The organism is Arthrobacter sp. CDRTa11, assembly GCF_026427775.1.
In the GTDB taxonomy this organism is placed as follows: domain Bacteria; phylum Actinomycetota; class Actinomycetes; order Actinomycetales; family Micrococcaceae; genus Arthrobacter.
This window is the reverse complement of sequence record NZ_CP044532.1, coordinates 5,131,027-5,150,838: the sequence shown is the minus strand read 5'-3', so window position 1 is coordinate 5,150,838 and position 19,812 is coordinate 5,131,027. Positions and strand designations below refer to the sequence as shown.

The window sequence follows — 19,812 nt, the reverse complement described above, 5'->3', positions numbered from 1 at the left end:
ACGGACGGGCAGAGAGATTGAGTCGTAGCCTATCGGCGAGCAGATCATTTCGTCACATCCATACGTGGCCGATCTCGCGGTCTATTGGCAACTGCCCTTCAGTAGCTTCATGCGGTCTGATTCGAGCTCTCTGTCCGATTCGAGCTCTCTGAGCGGTTCAGCAATTGGGCTTGGAACTCTCAGGTATCTTCGCAAGGAACGCTTCCATGTTCGACTGAGGGTGACACACACTTTGAGGGTTGAAGAATGATTCGTGGTTCCATTTTTGGCGTTGGCGATTATGACCAACAAGCACGATGTGAGTCCGTAGAAGTCAACTGATCAGCAGCTGAACCGCGCAATCGTTCCATTTGCACCATTGGAACTCTCTGTTGGTTGCCCTAATTGGGGGGTACTGATGGGACTGCCGGTTTCATGATCTTTCGTGCTGATCATCGCACTGACCCTGAGAACCACCCTCGTCAAGTTGCCGTAGCCGCGCACTTTCAGTGGTCCTTCCGTTAGAACCTCATGTTTCACGTGAAACATGGTGCGTGATTATTGCCGCCCCTGTCTACTAGCGCTTGACGCCTAGTGGTGAGTGGCGCCGTTTCCCCCCAGCTCGTTTTCGAGGGGGAGTTTTCAATGAAGCCGTCTCAAGTGGAAGTCTTGCTCGGATCGGGTTTGGATGCACTCTTGAGTGCGAGCCCGGCGTGTATTGCTGGCTTTTTCTAAGAGCATACTTAGTCTCGATGGGCGTTACGGATGACTATCCGAACGAATGCTTGCCCTGTATGCGGTGCGTCTCATCACCTATCGGGTGAATCGATGGTCGTGGCTTTCACAACGGAAGTCCGAAGAGAACGGTGACGGCGCTCTTTTTGGGTATCGTCCAGCGTTCAACTCGAAGCCGTTTAAGCTGGGGCCGACAGGAATCGGTCTATGGCGACACCATCTCCCTGTCAGCAATCTAGGTTGGGTAGGGAGCGAGAATCGGTTGGTTTTCCAATCAAATCAGTGGGTTTTGGGTGTCTGACTGGCCAGGGAGGTTTAAGGCAGAAAGCCTATTTGATGAGGAGTATAAAGAGATGCTGGTGAGGTGGTATCAAAAATAGATCACGAAGAAGTTGGCCAGGGGAAGAAGTACGTTTGTTCTCTTTTGGACGTTCGTTGCCGATCGATGATTTTTGCCATTGTTGAGTCGCCCCTGCTCCCTCCGGACTCGTACTTCTCGATTTCACCCCTCACCATCGCATGACCCAAGGGATCCCTGAACAAGGTCTCGAAGCGCAGACTCTTTCAAGCGGCATCCAAAAAACTTTGCGTTCTCCTTGAGACACACCCTGCGAGCGTGTAGCGAGGGTATGCACGTTTCACGTGAAACATTATTGACGGTGGTCCGCTACGTCGTCACCTGGCAGCCCGCCTCCCTTTCCCTCGTAACCGAGTTTGGGGGCCTCCAAGCGGTAAGCTCGTGTGTTTCACGTGAAACATGCGTACTGCTCTGACATTCTTCTTGTTTCGGTGGGTCAGAAGGAGTGTCATTGCGAATAGCGCATTTCAGGTGCACTTCTCTTGTTAATGGGAAACGCCACTTACACAGAATCAGAAGTGCTTCAGCGGCTGCACCTGGTCTGGGTCGTAGCCAGGCATGCGCTCCCCTTCGAAACTGGCGGCGCCAGGAGCATTGATGCTCAGGTCGAAACCGACCAAAGTTGTCTATCACAGCTCGAATTTCCTAGCGCAGCCCTGCGTGTGATTGCCTACGGCAGAGAGCATCCAAGGTGAAGACAAAACAACAGAGTTTGGTTTGGCCTTGGGCCAGCGGGCAGCAGGACTGTCCGCAATAGCAAAAAAGGCCCACCGCCTAGGGGCGGTGGGCCTTTGATGGTTCCGGCGACTAGAGCCGGCACCAGAAAGCTACTTCAGTTAGACCAGAGGTCCCTAGGACAGGACGTCTGCGAATTCCTTCTCGAAGAACTGCTTGGGCTTGGCTCCGATCACAGTGCTCTTCACCTGGCCGTCCTGGAAAAGGTAAACGGCGGGAATTGATGTGATGCCGTACTCTGCGGCGATGGCGGGATTGTCGTCCACGTTCACCTTGACTACATTGACCTTTTCGCCGTACTCAACCGAAATCTCGTCGAGGATGGGTCCCAGTTTGCGGCAGGGGCCACACCATTCTGCCCAAAAGTCCACGATGACCGGCTTGTCAGCCGACAGTACATCACTGCCGAAACTTGCATCCGTTACGTCTTTAGCGTTGCTCATAGCCTTGTCTCTCTCTTCGAAGGTCGGTTTACGCGAATTATGCGTGAAGGTCTGCGAGGTAGTGTTCTACGTCGATGGCGGCAACGCACCCCGAGCCGGAGGCGGTGATGGCCTGGCGGTAGGTGGGGTCAACTACATCACCGGCTGCGAAGACGCCGGGAAGGCTGGTCTTGGAACTGCGGCCCTCCACAGCGATGGTGCCAGCCGGAGTGATTTCCAGGATGTCCTTGACCAGTTCAGTCCGCGGATCGTTTCCGATCGCCACAAACACCCCAGTCACTTCGAGGTCTGAAACGGAACCGTCCAGGAGGTTCTTGATCTTGAGGCCAGTGACCTTGGTTTCTCCGATGACGTCGTCCACTGTGCTGTTCCAGACGAAGCGGATCTTCTCATGAGCCAGGGCGCGGTCAGCCATAATCTTCGAAGCCTTCAGTGAATCGCGGCGGTGAACAACCGTGACCGACTTCGCAAACTTGGTCAGGAACAGGGCCTCTTCCATAGCAGAGTCTCCGCCGCCAATGACGGCGATGTCCTGATCTTTGAAAAAGAAACCATCGCAGGTTGCACACCAGCTGACTCCGTGACCGGAGAGCCGTTTCTCGTTAGGCAATCCCAGTTCCCGGTAGGCGGATCCGGTCGAAAGAATGATGGACCGTGCCTGGAAGGTCTCCCCCGTGGCAATGGTGACCGTCTTGATGTCGCCGTCGAGCTGCAGGTCCGTGACGTCCTCAAACTGGATTTCGGTTCCGAAACGGACAGCCTGCTTTTCGAAGTTCTCCATGAGGTCCGGACCCATGATGCCTTCTGGGAACCCAGGATAGTTTTCTACGTCAGTGGTGTTCATCAGCTCGCCACCGGCGGTGACGGAACCGGCCAGCAGCAAGGGCTTCAGGTTGGCACGGGCCGTATAGACAGCTGCCGTGTAACCAGCCGGGCCAGAGCCGACGATGATGACATCACGTACTTCGGACGCGGCGTTTTCTGCGTTGCTCACTGAACGGTGAACCTCTTCCTTAGTCGATGCGTCCGCCTTTGCGGGGCGGGCACATGGCACAACTGAATCTTGGTGCTGAATATTCCGGACGCTCTGGAGGGGAATAGGCCGTGACCGGACGGCGCGGTGTCTCCCCCGCAGGACGCCATACCAGATTACCGTCTGCAGGCAGCAGAGCCGCGCCCGTTACCGCCGGAGTCTTCCGGCTACGGACGCGGCTCAGTGACGGCGGCAGCGGCCTGCTACTGGATCTTGACTTCGGCCAGCCGGATTCCGTAGCCGTAGCGGGTCTTAGGGGCAGCCAGCTTGGGCAGGCTCTTGATGGACATAATGACGTACTGCGCTTCGACAGGCTGGGCAAGAGGCATGGTCAGGTCTGTGGAGGTGAAGCTGTTGGTCCCCACCAGCTTGGCGCCGTCCAAGGAAGGACGGTCATTGGTGTAGACGCTGACGTTTCCGCCCGAGGCGCCCAGCTGGGTCAGAGTAACGGACGAGACCGTTGCCTTTGCCTTGAGTTTGATGAACAGCGGAACACCGTTTGGCGACAGTCCGCCCCAGTTCTCGGTGGCGAACTCCATGTCCGACCAGTAGCTGGCAGCATTCCCGTCATAGGCCTTGACCAGATCGACGTCGTACGTGGCCGCGAAGTCGAAGTCTCCCTGACGGGTGATGCCTTCAATGGCAGGGGGTGCAGTGGGAGGCGCGGAGCTTTGCGTTGGCGCGGCTGACGCGGAATCGGAGGGAGCTGGTGTGGTCCCATCGGTGGAAGTTGCCTGGGGAGTTGTTGTAAACAGGCTGCCAAGATTGGTGACTGCAAACACCAGGCCCGCGATCAGGACAAGAGCCAGGAGTCCGCCCACCAGCCAGCGCATTGAACGCGGTTCCCGCTCAGGCTCCTCGGCATCGTAGTCCCGTGCCGGAGTGGAAGGCGGCACAGAGGCGGGCGAAACGCCGGCCGCGGACCGCGAAAAGGCAGGAAACTTCTTGGCGGAACGGTCTGCCTGCGGGGATTCGCCGGGCTGCCTGCGCTGGCCGGAATCGGCAGCGGCGTCATGGAGTCCATCCTGGTCCCCGTTGTCATAGCCGTAGTCCTCCTCGGACCACAGTGATACCTTCGGCTTCCCCGGCCCTTGAGCGTCGCCAGACCCAGCCGCCCCCGAACCATGAGCCTCGGCCTGACGGCCTGATGACTGCAGAGGTTGTTGTGTCGTCGCGTCTTGGCTGGAGGCCAAGGAATCAGCGGCGGTGCGTTCTACCGCGGGTACATCGTGGCGGGCCGTCGCCTCATCAACCGCCGCTCTCCCAGCGGATCCCCTTCCGCCGGCCCCTGCGCCGGCTGCTGCTCCGGCGGCGCCCGCGGCAGCGGCTGCTCCCGCTACACCGGCAGCAGGTGCCGCTGATGGACGGGCAGGCGGCCTGGGTGGAACGACGGGGGCAGCTGACCTGTAGGAGTCATCCTGGCTGTCATGGCCACCGGAGTAATTGATATAGCCGGCGTCCACGTGCTCTTCGTCGTCGTACGGCTCAGGTTCGAGGGAACGCGGCTGGCCGAATATTTCGCTGCCCAAGGTGTCCGTGAAGAACGGTTCAACGTAGGGAGGGTTGGAGGCAACCACCAGGTCCAGCAGGTCAGCGGCGGATGTGTGGTTGGTGATCAGGTAGGTGGCGGCCTCGGTAACGCCGAGGTCCAGGACCTGCACCGTGCCGGGGCGCTCACCCGTGGCTACTTCGCGGGCGCTCTGGGCAACCTGTTCAGTGTTCTCCGGGCCGGCAACCAGAATGCTGACCGGACGGTTGAGAACCTGGTCCACCCCGTCCAGCACCAGATCGTGGTCGTGCGAAGTCAATACTGTGGCTGTGACCTTGTAGCGGCCGCCGAGCACTGATCCAACATCGATCGGGTGGGACACGTGTTCCTCCTAGACTTTCCGGGAATTGCCGGGCAGGCGATGCTGCCGGCACGGGTCAAGGCCTGCCGTTTGGCGGGCTGGCACCTGACTGTAGCTACCCCTGTTCACCATCGATCCTAGCCGATGGGCTGCAGCCGCCGTTGAAGACAGGCAGCCGGAATCGGGGCGGAAATCACTTTTTCCGCGGCCGCCGGGGCTTGAAATGAGGGTTGTGGCCCGCCTTGCCCTGGAAAGTACGGCGGCCGGGAAGCGGGATCTCGTCCCGAAGCAGGCTTCCCTGTGCAGTACCGGGAACGTCTTCAGCGGGCAAGTAGCGGGCCCCGGAGGCAGAGCCGGTTTCCGGGTCCACAGGAACAGCGGGCATTGGCGACCGTTCGGGCACCGGGCCGGCCCGGAAGGAGGCGGCATCGAATTCGCCGGAGATCCTGGGAATCAGGCCGGTGTCCACCGAGACCGTGGCGCGTTCCGGCGTCGAACGTTCCGTTCCCTGGCCGGGAGCAGCTCCCTGCGACGATTGCCCTTCCCCAGGTTTCGCAGTTTCCGGTTCTCCTGCGGACGGGCCCCGCCCGAGCCGGCCCAACAGGGGCCGGAGGAGGTCACGGAGTTCGGCCACATGGAAGATTTTGAGCAGGAAAACGTAGACCACCAGCATGATGGGACCGACGACGATGAGGGTCACCAGCGCGGTTCCCTGGTTGGTCCAGGCAAAGCCGTCCGGGCTGTAACTGCCCATCAGCCACAACGCGCCGGCGCCTGCAACGGCGGATCCCAGCGCGGCGTAGCCCATCCGGATATAGGAATTGGCAATCCGCGGACCGTCAAGGTGCCCCAGCAGCCGGCGCAGGAAGTAGGCGCTGATGACCACGGAGAGGATGTTGCCGATCATGTACAGGATGGCGATGGCGTAGATGATCTGGCCGACGGGCAGGAACTGGATGGCGAAGGCCCCGACAACGTAGACAAGGGCGAGCAGAAGCTGGATATAGAAGGGTGTGCGGGCGTCTTCATTGGCGTAGAAGACACGGGACATCATGAAGTTCGCGCTCATAAAGGGCGTACTGAGCGCCAAGAGCGTGAGCGTCTGGGCCAGCATCACGCCGTCCTGCCGGGGGCCGCCGGAGAAGAACATGCCCAGCGGGCCGGCCAGGGCGAAGAGGGCCAACGCGCCAAAGACAGTGGCCACAGCCATGGTGCGCAGCCCGTGGGACAGAGCATCACGGAGCTCATCCCGGTTGCCGTCCTGGGAGGCACGGGTCATCCGGTTGAACAGGACTGTGGCCAGCGAAATGGCAATGATCGAGTGCGGCAGCAGATACAGCTGGCTGGCCACCTCCAGCACGGCGTTGCCGGGCAGCATGTCTGCTGCCGGATCACCGGCAGCCTCAAGCCTGAGCCGCTCCGCCCCGGGAATCGTGGCGATACGCATGACATACAGGAAGGCGAGCTGCCCGACGGCGGCAGTCAGCAGCGTCCACACGCTGAGTTTTGCTGCCTGGCCAAGTCCCACTCCCCGCCAGCCAAACCGCGGACGCAGCTTCAGCTTCAGACGGAACACAGGCACGAGCAGGATGGCGGTCTGGGCCACCACACCGATGGTGGAAAATCCCGCAACGAGCAGGGTCTGTGAAGGACCCCAATTTTCCAGGGTGTGCGGGTTGGCGATGTTGGCGCCGAAGATCCAGATGAACATCCCGAGCCCCGCGATGGCCACGAGGTTGTTCAGGATGGGTGCCCACATGGCAGGGCCAAAGGCTCCGTTGGCGTTCAGGACCTGGGTGAGGAGCGCGTACAGGCCGTAGAAGAAGATCTGTGGCAGGCACCAGAACGCAAAAGCCACCGCAAGCGACTTCTGCTGTGGCGAGTAACCCTGCGTGGTCAGTTCAATCACCCAGGGGGCCGCAAGGGTGACCAGGGCCGTGAGCCCCACCAGCAGCAGCACTGCAAGGGTCAGCAGTCGGCTGATGTAGTCCGCTCCCCTGTCGGGGGCCTTGCTTGCCTTGATGATCTGGGGCACCAGCACGGCGTTAAAGACGCCGCCCGCAACCAGCAGGAAGATCAGGTTGGGCAGGTTGTTCGCGTTGATGAAAGTGTCGTTGACAGTGGACCCCAGTCCAAGGGCAATGCCGAGCATCCAGGTTTTGCCGAACCCCAGGAAGCGGGAAATCAGCGTTCCGGCGGCCATGATGGCACTGGAGCGCGTTTCGCTGGGTTGGACGGCAGCAGGCTCGGCTTCACCGGCATTGCCTGCGTTGTCGGAGGGGAAGTTGGTAGCTGGCATCGACTTCATCGTCTCACCCGGACACGGTTAAAGCTGCAATGCCGGCAGGCCGAAGGTGGAGCTAGAGGCATAGCCGCGGCCTCAGAGGTGTTCGGGCAGGACTTCCCTGGCCAGATCCGCGATGCGCCGCTCATTGGGGAAGGAGAGCTTCCGCGCGAGTTCCTGGATGGGCACCCATGCCACGTCAACGGCTTCCTGGTCGGGATCGTTTTCAATGGTGAGCTCACCACCGGTGGCGCGCAGGAGGTAGTGGTGCACGGTCTTGTGAACCCGGTGGCCGCTGACCGTAAACCAGTAGTCGATGCTGCCCAGCGGAGCAAGGATCCGGCCGTCGATGCCGGTCTCCTCAGCGATCTCGCGGACTGCAGCCTCTTCGTTGTTTTCTTTGCCCTCCGGATGGCCCTTCGGCAGGCACCATTCCAAACGTCCGCCCCTGTTCAGGCGGGCAATGATTGCCACCCGGAGTTCGTCGTCGGACGTGTCCACCACAACGCCACCGGCGGAAATTTCCTCAACCGTAGGCAGAGATGCCGGCGCCGAATGCTGGGCAGGCGCGACGTGGGCACCGATTGCCGACGGCAACGGTGGGTTTGTCCTCCTGCCGGGAGCGCTCGGTACGGGATGGGCCATGAAGTCCACTCTAACGACTCTTCTCCCTCCGTGATGACCGAAACATGGCATCAAGGTGGACTCCGCATGAAGCCCCTTGGACCGCGGACGCGGCAAGAGGCCTTGTGCAGACGGGGTGGACTGACGCTTTCCGGCCGTTTTGCCACCTTTTTCCATTCGGTCTGACAAGCTTAAGTAACTATGGCGCACGCACATCACAAGACTGATACCCACACCGTCGACTTCCAGGTGGACCCGGTGGTCCTGGAGCTGGGGCAGCGCTTTGTCGACGCCGGACATGAGCTCTCGCTGGTGGGCGGGCCGGTGCGGGACCTCTTCCTGGGACGGACATCACCTGACCTTGACTTCACCACCGACGCCACGCCGGACCAGACGGTTGCCCTGATCAAGAAATGGGCTGACAACTACTGGGAAATCGGCCGGGCGTTCGGAACGATCGGAATGCGTAAGGCAGGCTTCCAGATCGAGATCACCACGTACCGCGCCGAAGCCTACGATCCCGAGTCCCGCAAGCCCGTGGTGGCATTTGGCTCGTCACTGACTGATGACCTGCTGCGGCGCGACTTCACCATCAACGCCATGGCGCTGCGGCTGCCAAGCCTGGAACTCGTTGACCCGTTCGGAGGTGTCCGGGACCTGCATGCATCGGTCCTTGCCACGCCAGGCGCGCCCGAGGCGTCCTTCTCCGACGATCCCCTCCGGATGATGCGGGCCGCCAGGTTCGCGTCCCAGCTCGGCATCTCAGTGCACGACGACGTCCGGCTGGCGATGAGCCAGATGGCCGAACGGATTGCCATCATTTCAGCCGAACGCGTCCGTGATGAACTCATCAAGCTGATCTGCGGCGCCCACCCCCGCGTGGGCGTGGACCTGCTCGTGGACACGGGCCTGGCGGAGTTCGTGCTGCCGGAAGTGTCAGCGTTGCGGCTTGAATCGGATGAGCACCACCGCCACAAGGATGTCTACCAGCATTCCCTGCAGGTCCTGGAGCAGGCCACCGAGCTGGAAACAGGGCCGGATGGTGGCGTGCCCGCCCCGGATTTTGTGCTGCGGTTCGCTGCACTGATGCACGACGTCGGCAAGCCGGCTACGCGGCGCTTTGAACCGGGCGGCGCGGTCAGCTTCCGGCACCACGACATGGTGGGGTCAAAGCTGACCGCCAAACGGATGAAGGCGCTCCGCTTCGACAATGACACCATCAAGGCCGTGGCGCGCCTGGTGGAGCTGCACATGCGCTTCTATGGCTATGGCGAGGCCGGCTGGAGCGACTCCGCCGTTCGGCGCTACGTGACCGACGCCGGCCCTCTCCTGGAACGGCTCCACCGGCTGACCCGCTCGGACGTCACCACGCGCAACCAGCGCAAGGCTGAGCGGCTGGCCTTTGCCTACGACGACCTCGAAGCCAGGATCGCCACCCTGCGCGAGCAGGAGTCCCTTGATGCTGTGCGCCCCGACCTTGACGGGGCCCAGATTATGGCCATCCTGGCGCTCAAACCGGGACCTGTTGTGGGCCGTGCCTATAAGTTCCTGCTCGAGGAACGGATGGAAAACGGCCCCCTGGATCCCGACGATGCAAAATCCAGGTTGCTGGAGTGGTGGGCGGACCAGCCCGAATCAGCACCGCCTGCACCCGAGACCGGCATGTCCCCTGCAAACGTGGAACTCTCCCCCACTGAGGAGCCCAAGTGAACATCCCGATGATTGCGCCCCGACCCCAGCTCTGGATCCTGCGCCACGGCGAAACCGAGTGGTCCAAGAGCGGCCAGTACACAGGCCTGACCGACCTGCCGCTGACCGTGGAGGGTGAACAGCAGGCCGTTGAAGCCCGGAAGGTCCTGGACCCGGTGGACTTTGACCTGGTGCTGACGTCGCCCCTGCGCAGGGCCCGGCGCACTGCTGAACTGGCGGGCTTCCCCGACGCCCAGCACGAACCCCTCGCCGTGGAATGGAACTATGGCGACTATGAAGGTGTCAGCTCTGACCTGATCCGCAAGGACAACCCTGACTACCTGATCTGGACGCACGGGGTGCCCAACGGGGAAACCCTGGACGAGGTTGCTGCCCGCGCTGACAAGATTGTGGCCAGGGTCCTCGAGTCAGGCCTGGATAATGTGCTCATTGTGGCGCACGGTCATTTCTCCCGAATCCTGACTGCCCGCTGGCTTGAACTTCCGCCCAGCGAAGGCAGGCATTTCATTCTGGGAACAGCAAAAGTCTGCACCCTGGGCTGGGACAAAAAGACCCCCGCCATTGTCCGCTGGGGACTCTAATTACCTTATTTACAAAATTCTTTTGAAATATTCATGAATTGAGTGGCGAACCGAAGCACTCCTAGTGTAATTTTATTTCTGACCCCAGAGCGTCTTGCCGGGGTCACGGCGCACGTTGCGCGGCCAGTCAGCTGGTGCAACGGCTTAGCGGAAAAGGAGGTTGGGAAAATGATTACTTTGACTAGCGGATGGAAGATGAACATCACCGCGTCCCCGGCCCCTGTCGCTTTTGCGCGCCATCTTGATCGACGAACTGACTCTTAGGACCTATAGCTCCTGATGTACGCATCAGTGGAGCAATAGCCCCTTCATAGCCCCCCGTAGCAGGGTGGTTGGCCGTCAGCACACGATCCAGGCGGAACCCCGCGGTTGCGCAGCACCCCATAGTTCAGAACCAGCTTCTTGTTGGGTCTGCCGCGCCATAGCCTCAGGGGCCTCTTTTCGCACTTTGCGAAACATCGATAATTAGCACCGGGCATTTCTTTGCCTAAATTCAGTTCTCTATTGTCGCGACTATAAAGGGCTCTATTTGCTGTGCCCAATTATATTCCGCTGAAGATCCGAGGAAACAAATGACCGCCACGATACCTGCTGCACCACATTCCCAGCCCGTCAACCAGGCTGCAGACCCAGCGAAAGGAGGTGAAACCACCATGATCAAGAAGATCCAGAAGGCACTGTTTTCCCGGCGCAAACCCATCCGTGAACAACCCCGTGAGTTCAACGCGGAACTGTTGAACGCACACCGTGAGTACGTCTTCTTACTGATGCACCAGCAGATGCGCGGCCTGAACTGATGCCGCAGCCCTCTTCGTTCGCCTAGGAGGAGCTAATGGCCAGTATCGGCAGGAATCCGCCAGGAGCCCACGCGGCAACGCGTGGGCTCCCCCTTTTAAGTCCGGGCCTCCTTCTGCCATTCAGGTGAGCGCGCCTTTTGGTACCCGTGTCCTGTACCGGCCAGGCCGGCGTCGGGAGTTTCGTGCGGTTCCGGCGAACGGTTCGATCGCCCCGGGTGGCAGCCACCCGGGTAAGCTCGAAAGCATGCAGGAGACCAGACCGCCGGCGAACCGACGACGCACCCGGCTGGTGGTTCCTAGCCGCAGCGATCTGCTGCTGAGGAACTTCACCGAGCTGATCGGTGGACCAATGGGTACCCGATCGGCCCCCGGGGTTGTTTCACCAGGGATATTCACCGTGGAACGGGTACTGATCATCCTGACGGTCATCGCCGCGCTGGCGGGCATTGGCATCAAAGGCTATTGCCGTGCCAATGGGTGGGAGTCCCCCAGCCAGTTTTACGCGACGTGCTACTCCGACTTTCCAGAACTCTTCCGTAACCGGGGCCTTGGGGAGGGGACCTTTCCGTTCTTTAGCCAGGGAAGCCTCTTTGAGTACCCGGTCCTGATGGGCCTGATCGCCGGAGCAACAGCCTTTCTGGTTCCCGGCCAAGGGGTGAGCGATGACCGCATCCTGGGGTATTACGACATCAATGCCACCCTGATTGCCGCTGTCTGGATCGTCACGGTGCTGGCTACTGCGCGTATGTCGAACCGCCGGCCCTGGGATGCGGCCATGGTGGCGCTGGCCCCTGGCATCGTCTTCGCCGGGACCATCAACTGGGACATGTGGGCTGTGGGAATGCTGGCCCTGGGAATGTACTTCTTTTCGAAGGAACGGCTGCTCATTGCCGGGGTCCTGATGGGGTTGGGCACCGCCACGAAGCTTTATCCAGTGCTGATCTTCGGTGCGATTCTGCTTCTCGCTCTGCGCACCGGCCGTATCAGGGCGTTCCTGGTGACCGGCGGCGCCGCGCTGGTGTCCTGGCTCGCGGTGAACGTTCCCATCGCGGCGATAAACCCCTCCGGCTGGCGGTACTTTTACCAGTTCACGGAAGACCGGCCGGCCGGCTACAGCTCGCCCTGGTTCGCCTACAACCTGGTGGCGGAGAGGCTCCGCTGGAAGATCCTGGACGCCGAGAGCATCAACGCCCTTGCCCTGAATATTTTCGTGCTGGCCTGCATCGGGATAGCGGTGGTAGCACTGACGGCCGCGCGGCGTCCGCGGATAGCACAGCTCGCTTTCCTGATCGTGGCGGCCTTTATCCTCACCAACAAGGTCTACTCACCGCAGTTCGTGATCTGGCTGATCCCCCTCCTGGCCCTCGCAAGGCCCCGGTGGCGGGATTTCCTGGTCTGGCAAGGCATAGAAGGCCTGCACTGGGCAGCCATCTGGATGTACCTCGGACAGGTGACCAGCAACGGCCCGTCGCAGCACAATATAGACATGCCCTACTACGTTTTCGCCGTAGCGGCCCATATGCTTGCAACGGCATATCTTATGTTCAGGGTGGTGTGGGACATATACGAGCCGACGTACGATCCCATCCGCAGGCATGATCTGGATGACCCCCACGGCGGTCCTTTTGACGGCGCTCCCGACTGGCTGAGGATCGCTGTAGGCCGCCCGGCCGAGTCTGTCCTTCCGTGGAGGGCGAGGAGCCATGCCTGACGTGGCCGTTGTTGGTTCCGGCCCCAACGGGCTGGCCGCCGCCGCAGTGATGGCCCGGGCGGGCCTTTCCGTTGAGGTCTACGAGGCCGCAGGAACGTTTGGCGGGGGGACCCGAACCGTAGAACTGATGCAGCCCGGGCACTTCCATGATGTTTGCTCGTCCGTTCATCCCATGGCGCTGGCCTCGCCGTTCTTCCGGGATTTTGAGCTGGCCCGGCGGGTGGATCTGGTGGTTCCTGATCTTTCCTTTGGATCACCGCTCGACGGCGGCCGTGCGGCCCTTGCCTACCGATCCCTGGACCGGACGGCTGACGGACTGGGGCAGGACGGTGCCGCGTACCGGAACCTGATGCGCCCGCTCGTGAGCCGCATCGGCGGCGTCATGGACTTCACCCAGCATCAGCTCCTGCGGATGCCCCGGGATCCGCTCGCGGCAGTCCTCTTCGGCCTCAGGACGCTTGAACAGGGATCGCCGCTGTGGAATGCCAGGTTTCGGGAGGACCTCGCGCCCACGCTGCTCAGCGGGGTCGCTGCGCACGCGGTATCGCACCTTCCGTCGCTGGCGGCTTCGGCTGCCGGGCTGATGCTCACCGCGCTGGCACATGCTCAGGGCTGGCCGATTCCTGTTGGCGGATCAGCCTCCATCGCCGCAGCACTCGCTGCGGACATTAAAGCCCACGGCGGCGCGATCCATACAGGAACACCGGTAGACAACATCAAGGACCTTGGTGCCCCCCGTGCCATTCTCCTGGACGTTGCCCCCCAAGGACTGCTGAACCTGGCAGGGGCGGATCTCCCCACGGCATACCGGCGATCCCTGGAATCCTTTCGCTATGGCAACGGTTCCTGCAAAGTGGACTTCATCCTGTCCGGACCTGTCCCATGGGCAGCCCGTGAACTGGCAGGTGCGGGGACCGTGCACGTCGCAGGAACGCGGGCGGAGCTCGCTCACGCGGAGAACGAGGTGTCGTCCGGCAGGCATCCCGAACGGCCGTACGTGCTCGCGGCGCAGCCCTCGCCGTTTGACAGCGGCCGGGCGCCGGCAGGCCGGCACATCCTTTGGACGTACTGCCATGTGCCGGCCGGATCAGACCGGGACATGGGCGAGGCGGTCACGGCCCAGTTGGAAAGGTTTGCCCCAGGATTCCTCGATGTGGTGGTCCAGACTCATGTGACAACGGCCGCTGGACTTGCCCGGTACAACAGGAACTATATTGGCGGCGACTTTAGCGCCGGCGCCATGGATGTGCGCGGATTGCTGCAGCGGCCTGTGGTTTCCCCCGTCCCGTGGCGAACACCCTTACGCGGGATCTATCTCTGTTCCTCTTCCACGCCCCCGGGCCCGGGCGTCACCGGAATGCCCGGGTTCTTCGCGGCAAAACATGCACTCAAGGACATATTCGGACTGCCCGTCCCGCACCTCGGCCTCTGAGCCGGCGCGAACGAACACTTGAGGCCCCGTCTCGCGGGGCCTCAAGTGTTCGTTCGCGCGAAGGTGTGCGTACTAGTTTGCGGCGGTGAAGCGTGCCCGGCGGTGGGCAGGCGTTTCGATCTCATCGAGCAATGCAACGGCATAGTCCTGGCTGGAGATGCTGCCACCTGCAGGGGAATCCTTGGCAGTGACATACGTGCCAGTGCGTTCGCCCGGCTGGATGAGGGGAGCCGGGGCAAATACCGTCCAGTCCAGGGACTCGGAAGCCTTCCGGACAGCATTGAGGGCGGCTGCGTGGGTTAGTGCCTCTGCTTTGTAGGCTTCGGGAAAGTCGGGTGAATCGACCAGCCGAACGCCATCGATCTCCAGGGAGCCGGCGCCGCCCACAATGAGGAGGCGGGTCCCTTCAGCGTTGCTGTACGCGGTATCCATCGCTGCGAGCCATTCGCCGTGGTCCCCGCCGGTGCGGCTGGGTCCCGTAGCGAGGACAACGGCGTCGTGATCCTTGGCGATTTCCGCGAAGGTGCTTTCGTCTGCGAGGTGGGCTGCGACAGATTCTGCGCCGGACACGTCCGCGCCCGAGCGGGAGATGGCCGTTACCTGATGGCCGCGGGTCAATGACTCATTGACGATCTGGCTGCCGATCATGCCCGTGGCTCCATAAACTGCAATTTTCATGATTCTCCTTCGTGGTTGCTACGCTGACGAGGTCCAAAGTATCCAGTGGATACTGATAGCTTCAAAGGAACTCAGTTACCCCATGGAAACCATGCAGACCGGGGCCGCTGCCGCCAACTCCCCCGCCTCCAACTCCCGCGCCTACAGCTCTCCCGCCTTTGACGTATTTGAGCCGGACTGTCCCTCCCGTGTGGTCTTTCAGCGCATCGGGGACAAGTGGGCTTCCCTGGTCATCCAGGTTTTGGCGGACGGCCCGGTCAGGTTCTCTGAACTGAGGAAAATGGTCTACTTTGTCACACCCAAGGTTCTGACGCAGACGCTCCGGACCCTCGAGCGGGACGGTCTGATCACCAGGCAGGTTTTTGCCCAGGTCCCTCCCCGGGTGGACTACGAACTGACCGCCTTGGGCCGCTCCCTCCTGGAACCCCTCATTGCGCTTCGCCGCTGGGCCGAGGACAACGTGCCCACCATCCTGGATGCACGTGATGCCTACGATGATGCCCAGGATGCCGCCCGCCTGGGTTGAGAACCTCCCAACGCGGACCAACAGGTTCGCCCGGTCCGAAGCCCTGCAGAAACGGGGCATAATAGCGCGGGTGGGGAACTCAAAAAAACTGACACTTGCCATCATTGGACTTATTCTCGGCACCTCCTTGGTTGCGTGCGACGACGGCAAAGCCGGTGCGAGGGACGCCGCCGGGCAGCTTGCGGCGGCAGTTTCCGCGCTCGACGTCGGCTCCGTTGCCTTTGACGGAAAGGACTCCGCGGCCGCCAACGAGCAGCTCCTTGAGGTTTTCAAAGCACTCGATCCGGAGAAGCCGGCGGTTGAAGCCGGTGAGGTGACGGTGGAGGGCGATACCGCCGCCGTTCCGCTGAACTACACCTGGAAGATCAGTGGCGCTGAGTGGAAGTACACAGTCTCCGCCAAACTCAACAAGTCGGGCGATAGGTGGCTGACGGCGTGGGAGCCTGCCGCATTGGTGCCGGGCCTGGCCGACGGCGAAATCCTCACCAAGGACTCCCAGTCCCCGCCGCGAGCGGACATTCTGGGCGCCGGTGACGCCAAGCTGGTCACGTACCGCCCCGTGGTTAATGTCGGCATTGACAAGCCCCAGCTGGGATCAGCAGACCCTGCGGCGTCGGCGACGAAGCTGGCGGAACTGGTGGGCGTGGATCCCGCCGCCTTCGCTCAGCAGGTGGCCGCTTCCGGCCCCGAGGCCTTCGTTTCGGCGATCACCCTTCGTGAGGAGGGCCGCACCATCACCGACCAGCAGATCGCCGCGATACCCGGCGCCCGGGCCATCCCGGCAACCCTGCCGCTCGCGCCCAGCCGCACCTTCGCGCGGGCAGTGCTTGGTTCTGTCGGCGAGGCTAATGCCGAACAGATTGAAGCATCCGACGGCGCCCTGACCGCCGGTGACGTGACTGGCACAGGGGGACTGCAGCAGCAGTACGACGCCCAACTCCGCGGCACGGATGCGGTAGTGATCCGGGCCCAGCGCGCCGGCCTCACGCAGGAGGAGATCCAAGCCGCCCGCCCCGATCCCCGGCGGGTTGTTTTCGAGGTGGCGCCCACACCTGGCACGCCGTTGAAGACCACCCTTGATCCGAACCTGCAGGCTCTGGCGGAAACCGTCCTGGCGAAGGTGGGCCCGGCGTCGGCCATCGTTGCCGTCCGTCCCTCCTCAGGTGCCGTCCTGGCGGCCGCCTCCGGGCCCGGCAGCAACGGCTACAACACAGCGATGCTGGGCCAGTACGCCCCTGGGTCCACCTTCAAGATGATCGATTCGTTGGCCATGCTCCGCAACGGCATGACTCCGGATTCAAAAGTGGAGTGCACACCTACGCTCACCGTCGATGGCCGGACCTTCAAGAACGCCGAGGGCTATCCCGCCGGCTCACTGGGCTCCGTCACGCTCCGCGATGCCTTTGCCCACTCCTGCAACACGGCGTTCATCGCGGCCCGTGACAACGTCACCCAGGCGCAGCTAGAAGCTGCCGCAATGGCCATGGGAGTGGCGGTGGAAGCCCCCACCCTTGGCGCGGATGCCTTCCTCGGCTCGGTCCCAGGTGAGGCTGCAGGCACCGAACATGCAGCCTCCATGATCGGGCAGGGCAAGGTCCTGCTGTCACCGCTGGCCGCTGCCATGATGGCCGGATCAGTGGCCAAGGGGGCGCCGGTTTCACCGCAGCTCGTCCTGAACCCCGACGCCGGTGCTCCCGCCGCCGACACTGCCGGCGAGCCGAGCGCTGAAGCCGGGCAGCCGACGTCGACTGTTACGCCCGAGGCGCCGTCCAAGGCATCCGACAAGCCCATCACCAAGGAGGAAGCTGCGGCACTGGCGGACATGATGCGGGCCGTGGTCACCTCCGGCCATGCAGGGTTCCTGGCCAGCGTCCCGGGAGCGCCCGTGGCAGCCAAAACAGGAACCGCCGAGTTCGGCAACGAGAACCCGCCCAAAACCCACGCATGGATTGTGGCCGTGCACGGTGACCTTGCGGTGGCTGTTTTCGTGGAGGACGGCGGCCTCGGAGCCACCACGTCCGGGCCCCTGCTGAAGGAATTCCTGACTGCCGCCGGCTAATGACGGAGTTTTCGTCCACTTACGGCGGGTTGGATCGCCCGGAAGTCGCCATAAGTGGACTAAAACTCGGGGTGGTGTGGGCATGGGAAGATTGTTGGCGTGGCCCATATTGACATTTCCGGCATCGATTACTTCCTCTCCGACGGCACCCAGCTGCTCAACGGCGTGACCTTTAAGGTCCCGGACGGCACCAAAACTGCGCTGATCGGCCCCAACGGCACCGGGAAAACCACCCTCTTCCGCATCATCTCCGGTGACCTTTCGCCTGACGAAGGCGTGATCGGACGGTCAGGGAATATGGGCATCATGCGCCAGTTCGTCGGCCAGGTCCGCGACGACTCCACGGTCCGCGACCTTCTGGTTTCCGCCGCTCCGCCCGCTCTGGCAGCTGCCGCCCTCGCCGTGGACGAGTCTGAGCTCGCGATGATTGAGCACGACGACGAACCCAGCCAGATGCGGTACGCCCAGGCCATCGTGGACTGGGGCGATGCCGGCGGCTACGACGTGGAAACTGTCTGGGACGAGGTCTGCATGGCCGCCCTGGGACTGCCCTTCGACCGCGCACAGCACCGCCCGGCGTCGAGCCTTTCCGGCGGTGAGCAGAAGCGCCTTGTCCTGGAGGCGCTGTTTGCGGGGCCGGATGAACTGCTGCTGCTGGATGAACCGGACAACTACCTGGACGTTCCCGGCAAACGCTGGCTTGAGGACAAACTGAACGAGTCCAAAAAAACCGTCTTCTTCATCAGCCACGACCGCGAACTGCTGAACAACGCCGCCGGCCGTATCGTCACCCTGGAACCCGGAATCAACGGCGCCGGGGCGTGGGTCCACGGCGGTGGCTTCGGCTCCTATGTCGATGCACGCGCGGACCGGAACGCACGTTTTGAGGAACTGCGAAAGCGCTGGGACGAGGAGCACATCAAGCTCAAGGAACTCGTCAACATGTACAAAAACAAGGCGGCGTTCCGCTCCGACATGGCCAACCGCTACCACGCAGCCCAGACACGGCTGGCCAAGTTCCTGGAAGCCGGCCCGCCGGAAGCCCTGCCGATCGAGCAGAACGTGAAGATGCGGCTCAAGGGCGGCCGCACGGCCAAACGCGCCATTGTGGCGGAGAAGCTCGAACTTACCGGCCTGATGAAACCGTTCTCCACGGAGGTGTGGTTTGGCGACCGCGTTGGCGTGTTGGGTTCAAACGGCTCGGGCAAGAGCCATTTCCTGCGGCTGCTCGCCACCGGCGGAACGGATCCCGAGCGCGAGCACGTTCCGGTGTCAGATGTTGAAATCGCCGAGGTGCCGCACGAAGGCACCGTTAAGCTCGGCGCCCGGATCCGGCCTGGCTTTTTTGCCCAGACCCATGTCCGGCCCGACCTTCTGGGCAAGACCCTGCTCGAAATCCTGCACCGCGGCGACGAACACCGCTCGGGGCTGGGCCGGGAGGCGGCGGCCGGGGCACTGGATGGCTATGGCCTCGCCGGGCAGTCGGAGCAGAAGTACGAGTCCCTGTCCGGCGGCCAGCAGGCACGGTTCCAGATCCTGCTGCTCCAGCTCTCCGGGGCAACCCTGTTGCTGTTGGATGAGCCCACCGACAACCTCGATCTGCACTCTGCCGAGGCGCTGGAACGGGCCATCGACCACTTCGAGGGGACGGTCCTGGCCGTGACGCACGACCGCTGGTTCGCGCGCACCTTTGACCGCTTCCTGGTGTTCGGTTCGGACGGCCGCGTCTACGAATCGGCCGAACCGGTGTGGGACGAGAAACGGGTGGAGCGCGCCCGCTAAGAAGGATACTCTCTGGCAAGTGAAGTGGTGGTTGATGCGAGAGCGTTCGCATTTTTACCGCAGAAAGTGAGGGAGCGTTTGGCTACGTATACGCCCTGCGTCTGGTCTCTGAGCCGTCCGCTGCATAGGTGACCCATTCGCCTACCTTGCGTCCGGCGTCGTAATTTCCTTCATCCATCACATCGCCGGTGCTGTGCCAGCGCTGCCAGAAGCCGTCCTGCTGGCCGTCCACGGAGGCGCCTTTCTGGAGCAGTCCGCCGCCCTCGCGGTACCAGACGCACGGTCCATCCAGCTGGCCGTTGGCGTATCCGGCTTCAGATTTCACCTGACCGTTCCGGAAATAGAACGTCCAGCGGCCGTGCCGTTCACCATTGAGGTATTCACCGGTACCCGATACCTTGCCGTCTTTGAACAGTTCATCAGCCATGCAGCCACTGTACCGCCATCATTTGATCAAGCGCGTGATTAATTGATCAAATATTGCTAGCATTTGAG

Annotated in this window: 15 protein-coding genes; 8 read left to right on the top strand and 7 right to left on the bottom strand. The window is 62.1% G+C overall.

From position 1 onward, the window contains the following. Positions 1–1,923: 1,923 nt before the first annotated feature. The 5 genes from trxA to F8G81_RS23430 form a co-directional block, all read right to left on the bottom strand. Positions 1,924–2,250: a thioredoxin gene (gene trxA / locus F8G81_RS23450; RefSeq protein WP_267276998.1), complete on the bottom strand. Its 327-nt coding sequence runs from the start codon at positions 2,248–2,250 to the stop codon at positions 1,924–1,926. 37 nt (positions 2,251–2,287) lie between these two features. Next, positions 2,288–3,244 carry a thioredoxin-disulfide reductase gene (trxB, locus tag F8G81_RS23445; RefSeq protein WP_267276997.1) on the bottom strand — a complete coding sequence of 319 codons (957 nt, stop codon included), beginning with the start codon at positions 3,242–3,244 and terminating at the stop codon, positions 2,288–2,290. 242 nt (positions 3,245–3,486) lie between these two features. Continuing rightward, positions 3,487–5,154: an ABC transporter substrate-binding protein gene (locus F8G81_RS23440; protein WP_267276996.1), complete on the bottom strand. Its 1,668-nt coding sequence runs from the start codon at positions 5,152–5,154 to the stop codon at positions 3,487–3,489. 172 nt (positions 5,155–5,326) lie between these two features. After that, the gene (gene murJ, locus F8G81_RS23435) at positions 5,327–7,432 is read right to left on the bottom strand and encodes a murein biosynthesis integral membrane protein MurJ (RefSeq protein ID WP_267276995.1); all 2,106 of its coding nucleotides are present in this window, start codon (positions 7,430–7,432) and stop codon (positions 5,327–5,329) included. Between the two features lie 81 nt (positions 7,433–7,513). Next, complete coding sequence (locus tag F8G81_RS23430; RefSeq protein WP_267279348.1) at positions 7,514–8,014, bottom strand: NUDIX hydrolase; 501 nt, start codon at positions 8,012–8,014, stop codon at positions 7,514–7,516. Between the two features lie 228 nt (positions 8,015–8,242). Here F8G81_RS23430 and F8G81_RS23425 point away from each other — a divergent pair, with 228 nt between their 5' ends. The 5 genes from F8G81_RS23425 (at position 8,243) to F8G81_RS23405 (ending at position 14,272) form a co-directional block, all read left to right on the top strand. Further along, a complete protein-coding gene (locus F8G81_RS23425) occupies positions 8,243–9,751 on the top strand; it encodes a CCA tRNA nucleotidyltransferase (protein ID WP_267276994.1) in 1,509 nt (502 codons plus the stop codon). An 8-nt stretch (positions 9,752–9,759) separates the two neighbouring features. After that, complete coding sequence (locus tag F8G81_RS23420; protein ID WP_267279347.1) at positions 9,760–10,332, top strand: histidine phosphatase family protein; 573 nt, start codon at positions 9,760–9,762, stop codon at positions 10,330–10,332. A 572-nt stretch (positions 10,333–10,904) separates the two neighbouring features. Further along, positions 10,905–11,129: a hypothetical protein gene (locus tag F8G81_RS23415; protein ID WP_267276993.1), complete on the top strand. Its 225-nt coding sequence runs from the start codon at positions 10,905–10,907 to the stop codon at positions 11,127–11,129. Positions 11,130–11,373: 244 nt separating this feature from the next. Next, the gene (locus tag F8G81_RS23410; RefSeq protein WP_267276992.1) at positions 11,374–12,840 is read left to right on the top strand and encodes a glycosyltransferase family 87 protein; all 1,467 of its coding nucleotides are present in this window, start codon (positions 11,374–11,376) and stop codon (positions 12,838–12,840) included. Beyond that, positions 12,833–14,272 carry a phytoene desaturase family protein gene (locus tag F8G81_RS23405; RefSeq protein ID WP_267276991.1) on the top strand — a complete coding sequence of 480 codons (1,440 nt, stop codon included), beginning with the start codon at positions 12,833–12,835 and terminating at the stop codon, positions 14,270–14,272. Before F8G81_RS23410 ends, F8G81_RS23405 begins: the two co-directional genes overlap by 8 nt. A gap of 72 nt (positions 14,273–14,344) precedes the next feature. On the opposite strand, the gene F8G81_RS23400 is transcribed toward F8G81_RS23405, so the two are convergent. After that, complete coding sequence (locus F8G81_RS23400; protein WP_267276990.1) at positions 14,345–14,950, bottom strand: NAD(P)-dependent oxidoreductase; 606 nt, start codon at positions 14,948–14,950, stop codon at positions 14,345–14,347. Between the two features lie 91 nt (positions 14,951–15,041). Here F8G81_RS23400 and F8G81_RS23395 point away from each other — a divergent pair, with 91 nt between their 5' ends. The 3 genes from F8G81_RS23395 to F8G81_RS23385 all read left to right on the top strand — a co-directional run bounded on the left by F8G81_RS23395 (position 15,042) and on the right by F8G81_RS23385 (position 19,317). Further along, positions 15,042–15,476: a winged helix-turn-helix transcriptional regulator gene (locus tag F8G81_RS23395; protein ID WP_267279346.1), complete on the top strand. Its 435-nt coding sequence runs from the start codon at positions 15,042–15,044 to the stop codon at positions 15,474–15,476. Positions 15,477–15,546: 70 nt separating this feature from the next. After that, positions 15,547–17,535, top strand: coding sequence for a penicillin-binding transpeptidase domain-containing protein (locus tag F8G81_RS23390; RefSeq protein ID WP_267276989.1), 1,989 nt, complete (start codon positions 15,547–15,549; stop codon positions 17,533–17,535). Between the two features lie 99 nt (positions 17,536–17,634). Beyond that, complete coding sequence (locus tag F8G81_RS23385; RefSeq protein ID WP_267276988.1) at positions 17,635–19,317, top strand: ABC-F family ATP-binding cassette domain-containing protein; 1,683 nt, start codon at positions 17,635–17,637, stop codon at positions 19,315–19,317. Between the two features lie 82 nt (positions 19,318–19,399). On the opposite strand, the gene F8G81_RS23380 is transcribed toward F8G81_RS23385, so the two are convergent. Beyond that, positions 19,400–19,744 (bottom strand): toxin-antitoxin system YwqK family antitoxin, encoded by a 345-nt coding sequence (locus tag F8G81_RS23380; RefSeq protein ID WP_267276987.1) that lies wholly within the window; start codon positions 19,742–19,744, stop codon positions 19,400–19,402. Between the last annotated feature and the right edge of the window lie 68 nt (positions 19,745–19,812).